The 15267-nt window shown below is 64.7% G+C and carries 7 protein-coding genes and 1 pseudogene; all 8 read right to left on the bottom strand.

Annotation, left to right across the window (positions count from 1 at the left end):
* Window positions 1-689: 689 nt before the first annotated feature.
* Window positions 690-1070 (bottom strand): RidA family protein, encoded by a 381-nt coding sequence (locus ACH6CV_RS15570; protein WP_456359133.1) that lies wholly within the window; start codon window positions 1068-1070, stop codon window positions 690-692.
* Between the two features lie 41 nt (window positions 1071-1111).
* On the bottom strand, window positions 1112-2440 hold the full coding sequence (locus ACH6CV_RS15565; RefSeq protein WP_456359132.1) for a uracil-xanthine permease family protein: 1329 nt from the start codon (window positions 2438-2440) through the stop codon (window positions 1112-1114).
* A gap of 16 nt (window positions 2441-2456) precedes the next feature.
* Window positions 2457-5021 carry a selenium-dependent xanthine dehydrogenase gene (xdh, locus tag ACH6CV_RS15560; RefSeq protein ID WP_456359131.1) on the bottom strand — a complete coding sequence of 855 codons (2565 nt, stop codon included), beginning with the start codon at window positions 5019-5021 and terminating at the stop codon, window positions 2457-2459.
* On the bottom strand, window positions 5018-6406 hold the full coding sequence (gene hydA / locus ACH6CV_RS15555; protein ID WP_456359130.1) for a dihydropyrimidinase: 1389 nt from the start codon (window positions 6404-6406) through the stop codon (window positions 5018-5020). The genes xdh and hydA overlap by 4 nt, the downstream gene beginning before the upstream one ends.
* A 21-nt stretch (window positions 6407-6427) precedes the next feature.
* Window positions 6428-9346 (bottom strand): putative selenate reductase subunit YgfK, encoded by a 2919-nt coding sequence (gene ygfK, locus ACH6CV_RS15550; RefSeq protein WP_456359129.1) that lies wholly within the window; start codon window positions 9344-9346, stop codon window positions 6428-6430.
* 12 nt (window positions 9347-9358) lie between these two features.
* Window positions 9359-10696, bottom strand: a complete 1338-nt coding sequence (ssnA, locus tag ACH6CV_RS15545) for a putative aminohydrolase SsnA (protein WP_456359128.1) — start codon at window positions 10694-10696, stop codon at window positions 9359-9361.
* Between the two features lie 519 nt (window positions 10697-11215).
* Window positions 11216-11809, bottom strand: a complete 594-nt coding sequence (locus ACH6CV_RS15540) for a nucleotidyltransferase family protein (RefSeq protein ID WP_456359127.1) — start codon at window positions 11807-11809, stop codon at window positions 11216-11218.
* A gap of 476 nt (window positions 11810-12285) precedes the next feature.
* Window positions 12286-14985, bottom strand: a pseudogene (gene mgtA, locus ACH6CV_RS15535) (magnesium-translocating P-type ATPase).
* Window positions 14986-15267: the final 282 nt, after the last annotated feature.

The following is a 15267-nucleotide window of genomic DNA, read 5'->3' as shown; positions in this document are numbered from 1 at the left end:
GGGCGGAAGGCGGAGGTACGGGGGTTCCGGGGCCGCCTGCCTCTCGGCCCTGCGGGGCCTCCCGGGCGGCAGGCGGACGGGAAGCGATTGCGAGTCGGTCGGCTGCGGCCTCCCTTGGTCGCAATCGCATACACGCCCCCGGTACATGCCCGTGGGCGCGTGGTGACGGGGGCCTCGGCCCCCCATTCCCCCGGGGAGGGGAACGTGGGAACGAAAAAGCGAGGGAACGAGGAAACAAGGGAACGAAGGAACAAGGGAGCGAAGAAACGAGGGAGCGAAGCAACGAAGAAACAAGGGAGCGAAGCAACGAAGAAACAAGGGAACGAAGGAATGAGGGAACGAACGGCGAGGCGCTTCGCGCCCGCCGTCGGGGTGATCTTCGGTCGCCCGCCGTGGCAAACGTGTCATGCGGGCGGCCTTTCCCATTCCCCTCCCAGGAGGGGTGCCCGCAGGCGGGGTGGTGGCCCCCGCAGGGCGTAACCCCAAGCCCCCGTACCCGCTTTCTCGAGTCCTGCCATCAGGCTTACCACCCCGTCGCTCCGCGCCACCCCTCCGAGGAGGGGAATGGCCACCTATTCCCCTCCCAGGAGGGGTGCCCGCAGGCGGGGTGGTGAACCTGTTGCGGGGACAGTTGAATTGGGCGCGGGGCTGTGGCGTCTTGCCGCAGCCCCGTGCCGATGGGATTCTAATTAGCTTATGCTCGCCACGCACTCGATCTCGACCAGGCCGCCGAGCGGCAGCTTCGCTACCTGCACGCAGGAGCGGGCGGGGTAGGCGCCTTCAAAGTAGGAGGCGTAGATCTGGTTGACGGCGGCGAAGTCGTTCAGATCGGTCACAAAGATCGTGCTCTTGAGCACCTTCGCGTAATCCGATCCGGATTCGCGCAGGATTGCGCCCAGGTTCTTCATTGCGGCGTGGGTCTGGGCCTCGATGCCCTCGGCCAGGCCGCCTTTTTCTACGTCGATGCCCAGCTGGCCCGAGGTGAAGACCATGTCCCCCAGCTTGACCGCCTGCACGTAGGGGCCGATCGCCTGGGGCGCCAGGTCGGTGTGGATGAGTTGCTTCTCCATGAAAACGCCTCCCTTGTCGTAAATCCGCGCGGGTCGTCTTTTTAAACTTCCGGGGTGTCGTCCACCGGGACGATCAGGTTGAGCAGGAACGACACGATGAACGACAGCACGATCGGCGAGGTTCCGATGATGTTCTGGACCTCCTGCGGGAAGAACTGCAGCGACTTCGAGACCGAGCTGATGCCGACGCCCAGCGCCAGCGAAATGCCCACGATCATCTTGTTGCGGTAGTTCATCGGCTGCTCCTTAATCAGTTCGATGCCCGACATGGTAATCGCGGCGAACACCGTGATCGTCGCGCCGCCCAGCACCGGGTAGGGGATCGTGGTCATGACCGCGCCGAACACCGGGCAGAAGCCGGCGATCAGGATCAACAGGCCCACAATCGCAAACACGCGCTTGGCGACCACCTTCGAGGTCACGATCAGGCCGACGTTCTGGCTGTAGGGGTCGGTCGGCAGGCCGCCGATGCAGGCGCCGATCATGCCGCAGATGCCCTGGCCCGCGATCGCGCCGCCCAACTCATGGTCGGTCGCTTCGCGGCCGAAGCCGCCCATGGCGGTGGAGGACACGTCGCCGATCGTCTGGACCGCCTGCACGATGTACATCAGAATCATCGAGATGATGGCGGTCGGGTGGAACTCAATGCCCCACTTGAAGAACTGCGGCACCGACAGCCAGCTGGCCGCGGCCACGTTGTTGAAGCGGATCATGCCGGGCACGAACAGCGCGATCACATAGCCCACGCCGATGCCGATCAGCATGCCCGACACCTTGATGTAGCCCTTGCCGAACAGGCTGCAGGCCAGCGTGACCGCCAGCGTGGCCAGCGCGACCACCCAGAAGAGGGGTGAGCCAAAGCTGTCGCCCGCGCCCGCGCCGCCGGCCATGTAGTTGATCGCGGTGCCGTACAGCGACAAGCCTATGGCCAGCACCACCGTACCGCTGACGACGGGCGGGAAGAATTTGCGGATCTTGCCCATGCTAAAGCCGATGAAGATCGAGACGAACGCGGCGACCAACTGCGCGCCGAAGATGGCGGCGATGCCGTAGGCCTTGCCGATGGCCAGCAGCACCGGCATGTAGGCAAACGCCACGCCCATGACGTTGGGCAGACCCATGCCGAAGCGCCACACCGGGAACAGCTGAACCAGCGTGGTGATGCCGCCGATAATCATCGCGGCCTGCATCAGCAGGATCTTGTCGCCCTCGGGCAGGCCGATCGCCTGCGCGATCAGGATGGGCGGGGTGATGTTGCCGACCAGCATCGCCAGTACGTGCTGCATGGCTTGCGGAAAGGCGACCGCAAACCGGGGTTTACCGCTCAGTTTAAACAGTTCGGGGTCGGTCGTCTTCAGGTTGTTCGCCATGGGGGGTATCCTCCTTCTACTTCCTGTACGCCGTATGGTTGATCGGCAATTGCTGCCGGAACACCCCGTCTACGCGGTAGGCCGCGTGCGCCGCCGCCGGCGCACCCGGGATCGCGGCAATCTCGCCCACGCCCTTCGCGCCATAGGCCAGGCCCTGCGGATTGCTTTTTTCGACCAGGATCACCTCGATCGGCGGGGCGTCGGTCGCGCGGAACAGGCCGAGCGCCCCGTACTTGCTCTTGACGTAGCCGCCCTCCATCACGAAGTCCTCGGTCAGGCCGTAGCCCAGCGCCATCAGCACGCCGCCCTCGATCTGCCCCTCGCAGGCCCTGGGGTTGACGACGCGGCCCACGTCGTGCGCCGCCACCACGCGCGTCACGCGCTTGGCCTCATCCATGACGACCACCTGCGCCGCGTAGCCGTAGGCGACGTGGCTGACCGGGTTTTCTTTGTCGGCGCCCATCTTGTCGGTCACGCCCGAATACTCTCCGTAGAACTCGCGGCCCTCGAGGCCATAAAGCGTCTGTCCCTCGGCCAGCGCCGCCCTCAACTGCTCGGCCGCCACGCGCGTGGCCTCGCCGGTGAACAGCGTCTGGCGGCTGGCGGTGGTGGTGCCGGAGCTGGGTGTGACTGCGGTGTCGGGCCGCTCGTGGTAGACCTGCTCCGGGGCGAGCCCGGTGGTCTCGCACACCATCTGGGTACACACGGTGGCCATGCCCTGGCCGATGCAGGCCGCCGAGGTGCGGATGCGCACGATGCCATCTTGGACGAACAGCTTGCAGCGCCCGATGTCGGGCAGGCCCACGCCCAGTCCGCTGTTCTTCATCGCGCCCGCGATGCCGGCGTAGGGCGAAGAATCATAGGCCGGCTTCACCGCTTCCAGGCACTCGGCGTAGGCGCAGTCGGGATCGGTGATCTGCCCGTTGGGCAGCACGTCCCCAGGCCGGATGGCGTTCAGATGGCGCATTTCCCACGGGCTGATGCCCACCATTTCCGCCAGCAGGTTCAGGTTCTGCTCGGCCGCGAAGCAGCTCTGCGTCACGCCGAAGCCTCGGAAAGCGCCGCCGGGCACGTTGTTGGTGTACACGCAAATGCCGGTGATGTCCACGTTTTGAAAGTTGTAGGGGCCGGCGGCGTGGGTGCAGGCGCGCTGCAGCACCGGCCCGCCGAGGCTGGCGTATGCGCCGCAGTCGGAGACGAGCAGCGCGCGCATCGCCACCAGGCGGCCGTTTTCGTCGCAGGCGGTGGTGACGTCCATCTCCATCGCGTGGCGCTTGGTGTGGATGTTGAGGCTCTCCTGGCGCGAAAACAGCACCTTGACCGGGCGGCCGACGTGAAAGGCCATCAGCGCTGCGTGGTGCTGCACGCTCATGTCCTCCTTGCCGCCGAAGCCGCCGCCCACCAGCATCGAACGGCAGCGCACCTTTTCGGGCGGAAGCTTCAGCATCCGGCTGACTTCCTTCTGCTCGTCGTAGATCGACTGCGAGGCGGTGTACAGCAGGATGCCGCCCGGGTTGTCCGGGTCGGGCTGCGCGATCGCGCATTCGGGCTCCATGAAGGCGTGGTCGGTCATCGGCGTCGAGTAGTGGCGGGTGACCACATGCGCGGCGCTTGAGATCGCCTCGTCCACGTTGCCGCGCTTGAGCTCCTGCTTGAACAGCACATTGCCCTTCTCGTGCAGCAGCGGCGCGCCTGCTTTCAGCGCGTCCCGGGGATCGGTGATCGGCGTCAATTCCTCGTATTCGACCTCGATCAGAGAGAGCGCCTCGTCGAGCGATTCCTTGCGGGTGGTGGCCACCAGCGCCAGCGCGTCGCCGACGTAGCGGGTGACGTCGCCCTCGGCGATCATCACGTCCCAGTCCTGCACGATGTGGCCGGTCTTGTTGAACGGCACGTCTTTGGCCAGCAGCACACGGACCACGTCGGGGTGCGCCTCGCACTTTGAGGTGTCGATCCTGTTAACGCGCGCGCGCGGGTAGCGGGTGCGCAGGGCCTTTGCGTAGACCATGCCGGGCAGGATGACGTCGTCCACGTACAGCCCGGTGCCCAGCGTCTTTTCCTCGGCGTCCACGCGCGCGAGGTGCTCGCCCACGCGCCCGGACTGATGGGTGTCGGGCACCGCCCTGTTTTCGCGGAAGAACTCGGCGGCCATCAAGATCGCGTCCTCGATCTTGACGTAGCCGGTGCAGCGGCAGATGTTGCCCTTGATTGCGAGCTTGACATCCTCGCGGGTCGGGTTCGGGTTCTCATCGAGCAGCGCCTTGGCGCTGATTACCATGCCGGGGATGCAGAAGCCGCACTGCACCGCGCCGGCCTCGCCGAAGCAATGCGCGTACACCCGCCGCTCGCGCTCGCTCAAGCCCTCCACCGTTACGATGGATTTGCCGGCCATCTTGTTGACGGCCTGCAGGCAGCTCTTGACCTTCTTGCCGTCCACCAGAATCGTGCAGGTGCCGCACGCGCCCGCGCCGCAGCCGTTCTTGACCGAGGTCAGCCGCAGATCGTCGCGCAGGTAGTCGATCAGCTTCTTGCCGTCCAGTTCTGTGGTGTGCTGCCTGCCGTTGATCGTCAGCGTGGTCATCGAGCGTCCTCCTTTCGCGTGAGTTCGCCGAGGTTGCGGGCCACATAGCGCCCGAGATTGGCCCGGATCAGTTGGCCGTGTTCGCAGACCACCTCGCCGCCCAGCAGCACCGCGCGCGCGCGGCCCCGGACGCGAACGCCTTCGTAGGGCGTGTAGTCCACCCGCTGATGCTGGTCGGCGGCGCGGATCGTGCCCTCGGCGTCCTCCCACACCACGATGTCGGCGTCGCTTAAGGGCAGCAGCGCGCCCTTGCGCGGGTACATGCCGTACAGCTTTGCCGGGCGGGCGGCGAGCAGGTCGCACATTTGCGCCTCGGTCAGCGCGCCCTCGCGCACCAGGTTGTAGATCAGCGCGGGCCGGTGTTCGACGCCGGGCAGGCCGTTGGGAATTTTGGAGAAATCTTCGCGCCCCAACGCCTTCTGGCCCTTGAAATTGAACGAGCAGTGGTCGGTTGAAATCGTGTCGATCTCGCCGCTTGCGGCGGCGGCCAGCAGCGCGCGCCGGTCGGCCTCGCCGCGCATCGGCGGGGAGCAGGCATACTTGGCCGATTCGAAGCCGGGCAGACGGTAGACCTCGTCGGTCATCGTCAGGTAGTGCGGGCAGGTCTCGGCCAGCACCGTTTGCCCGCGCGCGCGCGCCGCGCGCACGGCGGCCAGGCCCATCTCCGTGCTCAGGTGCACCACCATGACCGGACAACTGGCGAGCGCGGCCACATAGCACAGCCGCGCAACGGCCTCGGCCTCCACCTCGGCGGGACGACTCGCGGGGATCGCGGCGGGCGACAAGCGGCCGGCCGCGCGCTCGCGCGCGATCAGCGCGTTCACCAGGTCGCCGTTCTCGCAGTGCACGCCCACCAGGAGGCCTTTCGCCCCGGCCTCGCGCAGGATGTCGAGCAGCGTAGCGTCATTGACGCGCAGCGCGTCGTAGGCCAGGTACAGCTTGAACGAGGTCACGCCCGCGCGGACCATCTCGCTCAGCGCCGCGCGCGCGCCGTCGTTCCAATCGGTGATCGCCATGTGGAACGCGTAGTTGCAGCTGGACTTGCCCTCGGCCTTGCGGTGCCATATGGCGAGCGCCTCTTGCAATGTCATGCCCCTGTCCTGCGTGGCGAAGTCGATCACGCAGGTGGTACCGCCGGCGATCGCCGCCGCCGTGCCCGAGGCGAAGTCGTCGGCGGTTACGGTCGCGCCCGCGTCCATGTCAAAATGCGTATGCGCGTCGATGAAGCCGGGGAAGACCAGGCAGCCGCGCGCGTCGATCACCGCGTCGCCGGGGGCGGGCGCAATGCCCGCCGCAACGCGTGCGATTACACCATGCTCGATCGCGATGTCGAGCGCTTCGATGCCTTTGGGGCTGACCAATCGGCCCCCTTGAATGATCGTCATGGGCGTCTCCCTCCCGGCCGCTTACAGGCAGTAGGCGTAGTCGCGGATTACGGTCTTCATCATATCGACCAGCGCCTTCGGCGTGACCGCGTCCTCGGCGAGCACGCTGTCGTACACCCGGCCGTCGCGGCGCACGCGCACCGCGCCCGAGCGCCGGTCGGTCACGAAGAAGCCCTGGTTCTCGCTGTCCTCAAAGTCCGTAAGGCTCCCGTACACGGTGAACTTGTGCCTGTAGGGGCTGCTCTCGTAGGGGCAGAACACCGTGCAGTTGCCGCACTCGTTGCACATTTTGTCGATGTGGATGATCTGGCGGATCTTCATTCCGGGCACGTGGATCGTCATGTTGGCGCGGTTGGGGCACACGTCCACGCAGTTTTCGCACACCTGCGAACAGCCCAGGCACCGCTCCCGCTCATATTCCGCGCCCGCCGCGTGATGAAGCGCCGAGCGCCGCGCCCGAAGCGTCGTCCGATCCATCCGGTACTCGCCGTTTACGGGCTTCACGCCCAGAATCACTTCGGTCGCCTCGGTCGCGTCCGCAATGGCTTCGACGGCCGTGGCCGGGCCGCGCCTGGCGTCGCCGATGACGATCGCATCTCCGAGCGCCGCGATTGCCGCCCCGTCGATCTTTTCGCCCACCGCGGCGATCACGGTGTCGCAGGGAATGCTCACATACTCGCCGGTGCCCGCCGGGCTTGCGCGGCCCGACGCGTCCGGCGCGCCCAGCTTCATGACCTCGCACTTCAGCAGGCCGCCTTCGTGGGCGATGGGCTTAAGCAGCGGCCGGAACGCGACGCCGTCGCGGGTTGCCAGCTCCAGCTCTTCGGCGTCGGCGGGCATCTGGCGCATCGTGCGGCGGTAGACCAGGCTGACGTCCTCGACGCCCTCGGCGCGCTTGGCCGCGCGCGCGGCGTCCATCGCGGTGTTGCCGCCGCCGATGACGACGACGTGCCTGCCGAGGTTCAGCGATTCCGGATGCTTGCGCTGCGCCTCCAGGAACGCGAGCACGTTCATCGCCTCGCCCGCCTCGAGTTTCAGCACGCCCGGCTTCCACGCGCCGACGGCCGCGATGACGTGGGTGAAGCCCTCGGCCTTCAGCTGCGACGCGTCCGCAATTTCGGCGTTCAGCCGGACCTCCACGCCCAGCGCCTCGAGCAGCCTGGCGTCATTGTCGACGACCTCGTCCGGCACCCGAAACGCCGGGACCACGTGCTTGACGATGCCGCCCAGGCTGTCGCGCTTTTCAAAGATCGTGCACTTCGCGCCCGCGCGGGCCAGCAGGAACGCCGCCGCCATGCCGGCGGGGCCGCCGCCCACAATGGCGACCTTCTCGCTGCGCGCGCCGCGCGGCTTGATCTCGGGCAGCAGCCGGTCGAACGCCCGCCGCGCCGCGAGCAGCTTCGCGGAGCGGATTTGCACGCTCTCCTCGTAGAAGTTGCGCGTGCACTTGGTCTGGCAGGGATGGCTGCAAATCGTGCCGGTGATGAACGGCAGCGGATTCTTCTCGGTGATCAGGCGCAGCGCCTCGAGGTACTTGCCCCGGCCCACCAGCTCCACGTATTCCGGGATGTCCTGATGGATCGGGCAGCCCTCGGCGCAGGGTGCGAGGAAGCAGTCGACCAGCGGCACGGCCTCCTTGAGCTTGCGCGAAGGCGCGATCTTGATCGGCTTCACGTGGTGCGCGTCCCCGCGCGCGTCCTCGGTCAATTTCGAAAGCTTCGCCATATCGACGCCGGTGAACGGCCTGTACTCCATCGCGCCGAGCTTCTTAGCCATCGGGCTCAGACGGCCGTAGCCGCCCGGCTTGAGCAGCGTGGTGGCCAGCGTGATCGGCCAGATGCCGGCCTCGAGGATGCGCCCGATGTTGAACAGATCCGCGCCGCCCGAGAACGACACGCGCAGCTTGCCGTCAAAAGCCTCCTCGACCTGGCGCGCCAGCGCGATGGACAGCGGGAACAGGCTCCTGCCGCTCATGTACATCTCCTCGCCCGGCAGCTCGCCCTGCGCGATCTTGACCGGGAAGGTGTTGGTCAGCTTGAGGCCGAACTCGAGGCCCCTGTCGCCCGCCAGCTTCAGCAGGCGGCCAAACATGGGCACGGCGTCTTTGAACTGCAAATCGTTCTTGAAGTGGTGGTCGTCGAACGCGAGGTAGTCGTAGCCCATCTCGTCGAGGGTCTGCCGCGCGAATTCGTAGCCGAGCAGCGTCGGGTTGCACTTGATGTAGGTGTTGAGGCCCTTTTCCCGAATCAGGTAGGTGGCGATGCGCTCGATCTCGTCGGGCGGGCAGCCGTGCAGCGTGGACAACGTGATCGAGCGGCACACGCGCGGCTCGATCGCGTCGACGAAGGCCGCGTCCACCTTCTCAAACAGGTGCAGGTTGGCCTTGGCCCAGGCCGCGCACTCCTTAAAGATCGCGGTCTCGCGGGCGTCCTTCATGCCCTCGATGTAGCGGTCGATCTTGGAGGTCTGTATGCCCGCGAGGTCGTAGCCCACGCTCATGTTGAACACGAAGCCCTCGCTGTCGCCGAGTTCCAGCTCACGGCTTAAGAGCTTCAGCGCGAACCAGCCCTTGACGTACTCGTCGAACGCCTGGGGCACGTACAGCTCGGTGCTCCACTCCACGTTGTAGCACTCATCCTCGGCGAGGATGCAGGGCTTCGAAACCGGCAGGTCCTCGCCGTCGAGTGTCTGCACGGTCTTCAGCTCAAAAAAGCGCGCGCCGCCCGCATAGGCCGCGATCAGGTTCTGCGCCAGCTGGGTGTGCGGGCCGGCCGCCGGGCCGAACGGCACCTCGACGCGCTCGCCGAAGATGTCCAGTTCCTTGCCGGAAACATGCTTGTAGATGTCGCTGACCCAGAAGATGGACCCGGCGGTGCGGTATTCCTCGAGTACCCAGTTCATCAGTTCGGGAAAGGGAATCGGCCGCATGATGTCGCTCATCGGTTTCTCCTCCTATCGTCCCGCGTTAATCCGCGTCGCAAGGTCACGCGCGCGCTCGCGGCAGTGGGCCATCACCCGCTGTTTGTCCACGCCGGCCAATTGGCGCTCCCTCATCCTGACCTCGCCCGCGATGATCGTGGTCGTGACCGAGCGCCCGTTCATGCCGAACATCACGTGCGCGTTGACATTGCCCGCGTGCATCGGCGTGGGCGGAATGTAGTCGGTCGCAATTACGTCGGCCGCCGCGCCGGGCTTTAGGATGCCCGTCTCGCGCCCGAAGAACTGCGAGGCCATCTTGGCGTTGCCCACGAACAGCATCTCGGGGATTTCACCCCAGGCCACGGTCGGATCGCACTTGTTGTGCTTGTGCAGGATGTTGGCCACCTTGTAGCTCTCGATCATGTCGTTGGTGTAGCCGTCGGTGCCCAGGCCGACCCGAATGCCCTTATGGAACATCTCGAGCACCGGCGGGCAGCCGATCGCGTTGCCCATGTTGCTCTCGGGGTTGTGGGCCACCATCGTGTCCGTCGCGGCGATCAAGTCGATCTCGGCGGCGTTTACGTGGGTGCAATGCCCGAGGATCGTGTGCTCGCCCAGGATGCCGAAGTCATGCAGCCGGAACACCGGGCGCTTGCCGTGCTCCTTGAGGGTCAGGCGCACGTCGTCGATGCCCTCGGCGGCGTGGATGTGGTAGCCGGCGTCTTCGGGGTTGCGCGCGGCGGCGTATTCGAGCGACTTATCGGAAAGCGTGAACGGCGCGTGCATGCCCATCATGCCGGCGATCATGCCGCCGTTGTCCTTGCGGGCGTGCAGCGTGAAATCGACGTTCTCCTTGACGGCCTGCTTGAACTTGTCCTCGCCTTCGCGGTCGCTGATCTCGTAGCACAGGCAGGCGCGCACGCCGTAGCGCCGGGCGCTGTCCGCGATTGCAAACAGGCTCCCCGGTATCTCGCCGTAGCTGGCGTGATGGTCGACGATCGAGGTGACGCCGTTCTCGATGCAGTCGATGAAGGTGGCGTCGGCGCTGGCCGCGGTGTCGTCAAGCAGCAGGTGCCGGTCGATCGTCCACCACAGATGGTCGAGGATCTCGAGGAAGTTGCGGGTCGTGTTGTCCTTGATCATAAGCCCCCGCGCGAACGCCGAGTAGATGTGGTTGTGCGCGTTGATCAGGCCGGGCATGATGACCCCGCCTCTGGCGTCGATGAACTCGGCGTTCGGGTGCTCCGCGCGCAGCTTTGTCGTCTCTGCGACCTTGATGATGACCTCCCCGTCGATCAGCACCGCGCCGTCCTCGATGAACGGCATGGCGGGATCGCGGGTAATCAGCCTTCCGCCTCCCAACAGCAGCATGGTTGCGCCTCCTTTGCGTGTGCCCCGCCGGACGGCGGGTATAAAAAACGCCCACCTGAACGCTATCGCTTCGTCCAAATGAGCCGATTCCCGTGTAATGAGACAATAACAGCATCAGGTTATCCCATCACGCGGAATAGCCCGTGCGCAAAGCACTTCCTTGCAGCTACTGTCATTTGGCGGCCGATTGTCGCTTCAACGAAGCTCAGGCGAGCCCACCTCAGCATTCATCGTGCACGATTTTACTACAAATCGATCGGCCGTGCAAGGGGGTTATGAAATCGTGCGAAAAATCCGTCACATTTCATAAAACGCGGCCACACCTTTGCCTCATTTTCATTGAGATTTTGGGCATCGGCCCACGGAAGCCCTCGCGCCGAGACCCCGTATATCCGCGTGAGCGTGAAGGGAGTCCAGAGGGCAAAGCCCTTTGGCGGGGTTTGGAGCGGAACCCCAGCGTACCCCGTCCCCGTGACCCGCGCCGCCGTATCCGTTCCTCGTGCGCGCAAAGGCTTGGCGCTACGCGCTGCCCCGTCCATGCACATCCGCCGCCAACGCCTTAAGCGCCTCCGGCGTGTCCACGTCCGCGAGCTCCCGCGCGTCGCCCGCCTCGACCGACCGGATCAACGCCGCGTGCCGGCGCGCCACCTGAGCGCCGCCCTCGCCGGGGGAGAGGCGCGCAAGCTCGTCAAACAGCGCCGCCGGAAACAGCACCGGATTGCCCGGCGCGCCGCCGAACGCCGCGCGCACGATGCGCGTCGGATCCTCGCAAAACGCCGCCATCATCCGCTCAAGCGTCGCGCGCCGAAGCGCCGGCTGATCGGCCACCAGGAAGAAGCAGCCGTCCATGCCCGCCATCGCGCGTATGCCCAGCCGCACCGTGTCGCTGATGTCGGGCAACGCGTGCAAAATCACCGGCAGATCGCGCGCGCGCGCCAGTTCCGCCACGCGCTCGCTGCGCGTGACCACAGTGGCGCGCGCGATCCCCTCGGGGATCGCGTCCATGGCGCACGCCACCAGCGGCTTGCCGCAAAAGTCGGCCATCAGCTTGTCTGCTCCAAACCGCTCCCCCCGCCCCGAAGCCATCACCACCAGCCCGATTTGCACGAGCATCGCCCCCCCCCGGGCATCATACCACCTCAGCCGGCGGGCGATCAAGGGGTTTCGATCCGGCAAGCCTCATCAGAATGGTGCTCGCCGATTCCTTGGCAATATCCACCGCCGTGTCCGCCCGGATGCCCACCTGCTTGAAAGTTTGGCCCCATCCCAATGCATGCACCAATTCGGTCAGGCCGGTTACTACCGCCAGCGTCCACCGGTCCCGCCTCCCTCTGAAAAACCAAGAACCTCGCCGCTGCAAATACCTCCGGAAAATTGCGCGAAGCGCTGCATGACGCACCGGGCGTTGTCAATTTCAAGTGCATTCCGGCCGATCTCCCGGCATTCAATCGTCCGGCTCACCGCGCAATTGAGGGGAGATGAAAAAGAAGGAATCCGAAAAAACGCGCGGTTTTCGTTATTTCATCCGATGATCCGAGGTCTGCCGCACTGACGTAACCCCGGCGCGGCAGACCTACTGGATCGGCGCTTCAAAGCAATTCCCCGTACCTTCTAACAAACAGCTTCTTTAACAGCGTGGCCAGCAGCATATAGCACAGGATCGTGGCGATCAGTGCCGGGAAGTAGGCCGCAGGCATGGGCAGCATGCTAATCGCTTCGCTCAGCGGCGTGTACGGGATGATCGTACCCACCGCCATTCCAAGCGTGGTCATCAGCGCGACCTGCCAGGAGGCGCGGCTCTGGATAAACGGAATCTTAGGCGTTCTGATCATGTGGATCACCAGGGTCTGCGACCACAGCGATTCCACGAACCAGCCTGCGTTAAACAGCATAGCGAACTTAACCTGTGCAGCCAGGCCCAGCGTGTGGTACGCGCCGCCGAATACCATCGGGCAGATAAAGAAGTACATCAAGAGGTAAGTCGTAATGTCAAACACCGAGCTGGTCGGGCCGATCCAGAGCATGAATTTGGTGATCGACGTCGCATCCCAGCGGCGCGGTCTTTTGAGGTAGTCCTGATCCACATTGTCCCAAGGGATCGTGATGCAGGAGAGGTCGTAGATCAAATTCAGAACCAGGATCTGGATCGGCAGCATCGGCAAGAACGGCAGGAACGCCGACGCGGCCAGCAGCGAAAACATATTGCCGAAATTGCTGCTGGCGGTCATCTTGACGTACTTGATGATATTGGCGTAGATCTTGCGGCCCTCGACCACGCCCTCCTCCAACACCATCAGGTCCTTCTCCATCAGGATGATGTTCGCCGATTCCTTGGCGATGTCCACCGCCGTGTCCACCGAGATGCCCACGTCCGACGCCTTCATGGCCGCCGCGTCGTTGATACCATCGCCCATGTAGCCCACGGTGTGTCCGCTCTCGCGCAGCAGGGTTACAATGCGCGCCTTCTGCTGGGGCGACAGCTTTGCGAACACGTTCACCCGCTCCGCCGCCGCCTTGAGCTGTTCGTCGTCCATGCCCTCCACGTCCGCGCCCAGCAGGATCTGATTCACTGCGATGCCCACCTGCTTGCACACGCTCTTGGTCACCGCGTCGTTGTCGCCGGTCAGCACCTTGACGGTGACGCCGTGCTCGCCCAGCGTGGCGATAGCGTCCTCGGCGCTGTCCTTGGGCGGGTCCAGGAACGCCAGGTAGCCGATCAGCACCATGTCTCGCTCGTCTTCCGCCGAAAACGCCCCGGCCGGGGACGGGTTGGTCTTCTGCGCCACACCCAGAACCCGGAGGCCGTCGGCGTTGTAGTCGTAACACGTCTCCAGTATCTCAGCACGCAGTTCGTCCGTCATGGACGTCACCTCGCCCCGGTACTCGACGTAAGCCGAGATTTGAAGCATCTCCTCGATGGCGCCCTTGGTGATCATCTGCGTCTTGCCCGCATCGTCCGCCACCACCACGCTCATCCGGCGGCGGTTGAAGTCGAACGGGATTTCGTCCACCTTGGTGAACCCCGCCAGCTGATCGGGTGAAAGTTCCTCCCTGGCGCGCTCGATGATCGAGATGTCCATCAGATTTTTGAGCCCGGTCTGGTAGTGGCTGTTCAGAAACGCGTGGCGCAGCACGCGCTCGTCGCTTTCGCCGTGCACGTCCAGGTGGTACTCCAAAATGACCTTGTCCTGGGTGATGGTGCCGGTCTTGTCGGTGCACAGCACATCCATCGCGCCGAAGTTCTGGATGGAGTTCAGGTCCTTGACCACGACCCGCTTCTTCGCCATCGACGCCGCGCCCTTGGCCAAGTTGGCCGACACGATCATCGGCAGCATCTCGGGCGTGAGTCCCACGGCGATGGACAGCGCGAACAGGAACGCCTCCAGTCAGTTGCCCTTGGTGAATCCATTCACCAGCAGCACGATGGGCACCATGACCATCATGAACCGAATCAGCACCCAACTGACCGAGTTGACGCCCTTCTCGAAACTGGTAGGCTCCTTCTTCTCCTGCAATTGGTGCGCGATCGCGCCCAGACTGGTGTCGTCGCCCACGGCCAGCACCAGCGCGGTGGCCGAGCCGGACAGCACGTTGCTGCCCATGAAGGCCAAATTGTTCAGTTCCAGCGGGTTGACAGGCTTGCCCGCAACGGGCGCGGCGAACTTCTCCACCGGCTCGCTCTCGCCGGTCAGCGACGATTGGCTGATGAACAGGTCCTTCGCCTGCAAAATGCGCACATCGGCGGGTACCATGTCGCCCGCGGCCAGATGTACGATGTCGCCCACAACGACCTCGTCCAGCGGGATATCGCGCTTCACGGACTCGGGTCTGGTGTTTTTGTCGCCCTCGTCTTCGATGATACGCTGCGCGGTGATGGTGGTTTCCACCATCTCGCTCAGCTTCTCGGCAGCCCGACCACTCCGGAGTTCCTGCACAAAGCGCAAGAGCCCGCTGATCGTCACCATCGTGGTCACAATGACCACGGCGGGCACGTCGCCCGTCAGCGCTGAGATGACGGCCAGGATGAACAGCACCACTGTAAACGGGTTCACAAACGCCTCGAGCAGCCGCTTCCAGATCGAATCGCGCTTCTGGTGCGTGATTACGTTGCGGCCATGCTCGTCGCGCATATCCTCGACCTTTTCCTCATCGAAACCGTCGTAACTGGTATCATATTGGATCAGCAGCGTATCCGGCTGCTTGACGGCAGCGCCCAATAGCCGCCTCTTTACGCGAACCGCGCGCTGTGCGATGCTCTGATCGATTTTCTTCTTGCGAATCATGGTCATATTAACCGCCCCCTCTCTTATCCTATCCTCCTAAATAGGTAGAGGCACAGGCGCATGACCGGATGGGCTAATGGACAAGCTCGCGCGGACGACGGGACATAGAATCCCGCTGCCGGACGCGTACGCCGCATAGACCGCAGTCATGCATCCCTCTGCCGTTACTACCGCCAGCGTCCACTAGTCCCACCTCCCTCTGAAAAACCAATAACCTCGCCGCTGCATGTACAGTGGCGAGGCTTCATCACCTCAAACCGCGCCAACCCAATGGGTGCATTGCGCGAA

This window comes from Anaerozeibacter quisquiliarum (assembly GCF_051162045.1).
In the GTDB taxonomy this organism is placed as follows: Bacteria; Bacillota; Clostridia; order Christensenellales; family Aristaeellaceae; genus Anaerozeibacter; species Anaerozeibacter quisquiliarum.
This window is presented reverse-complemented; position numbering and strand designations above follow the sequence as displayed.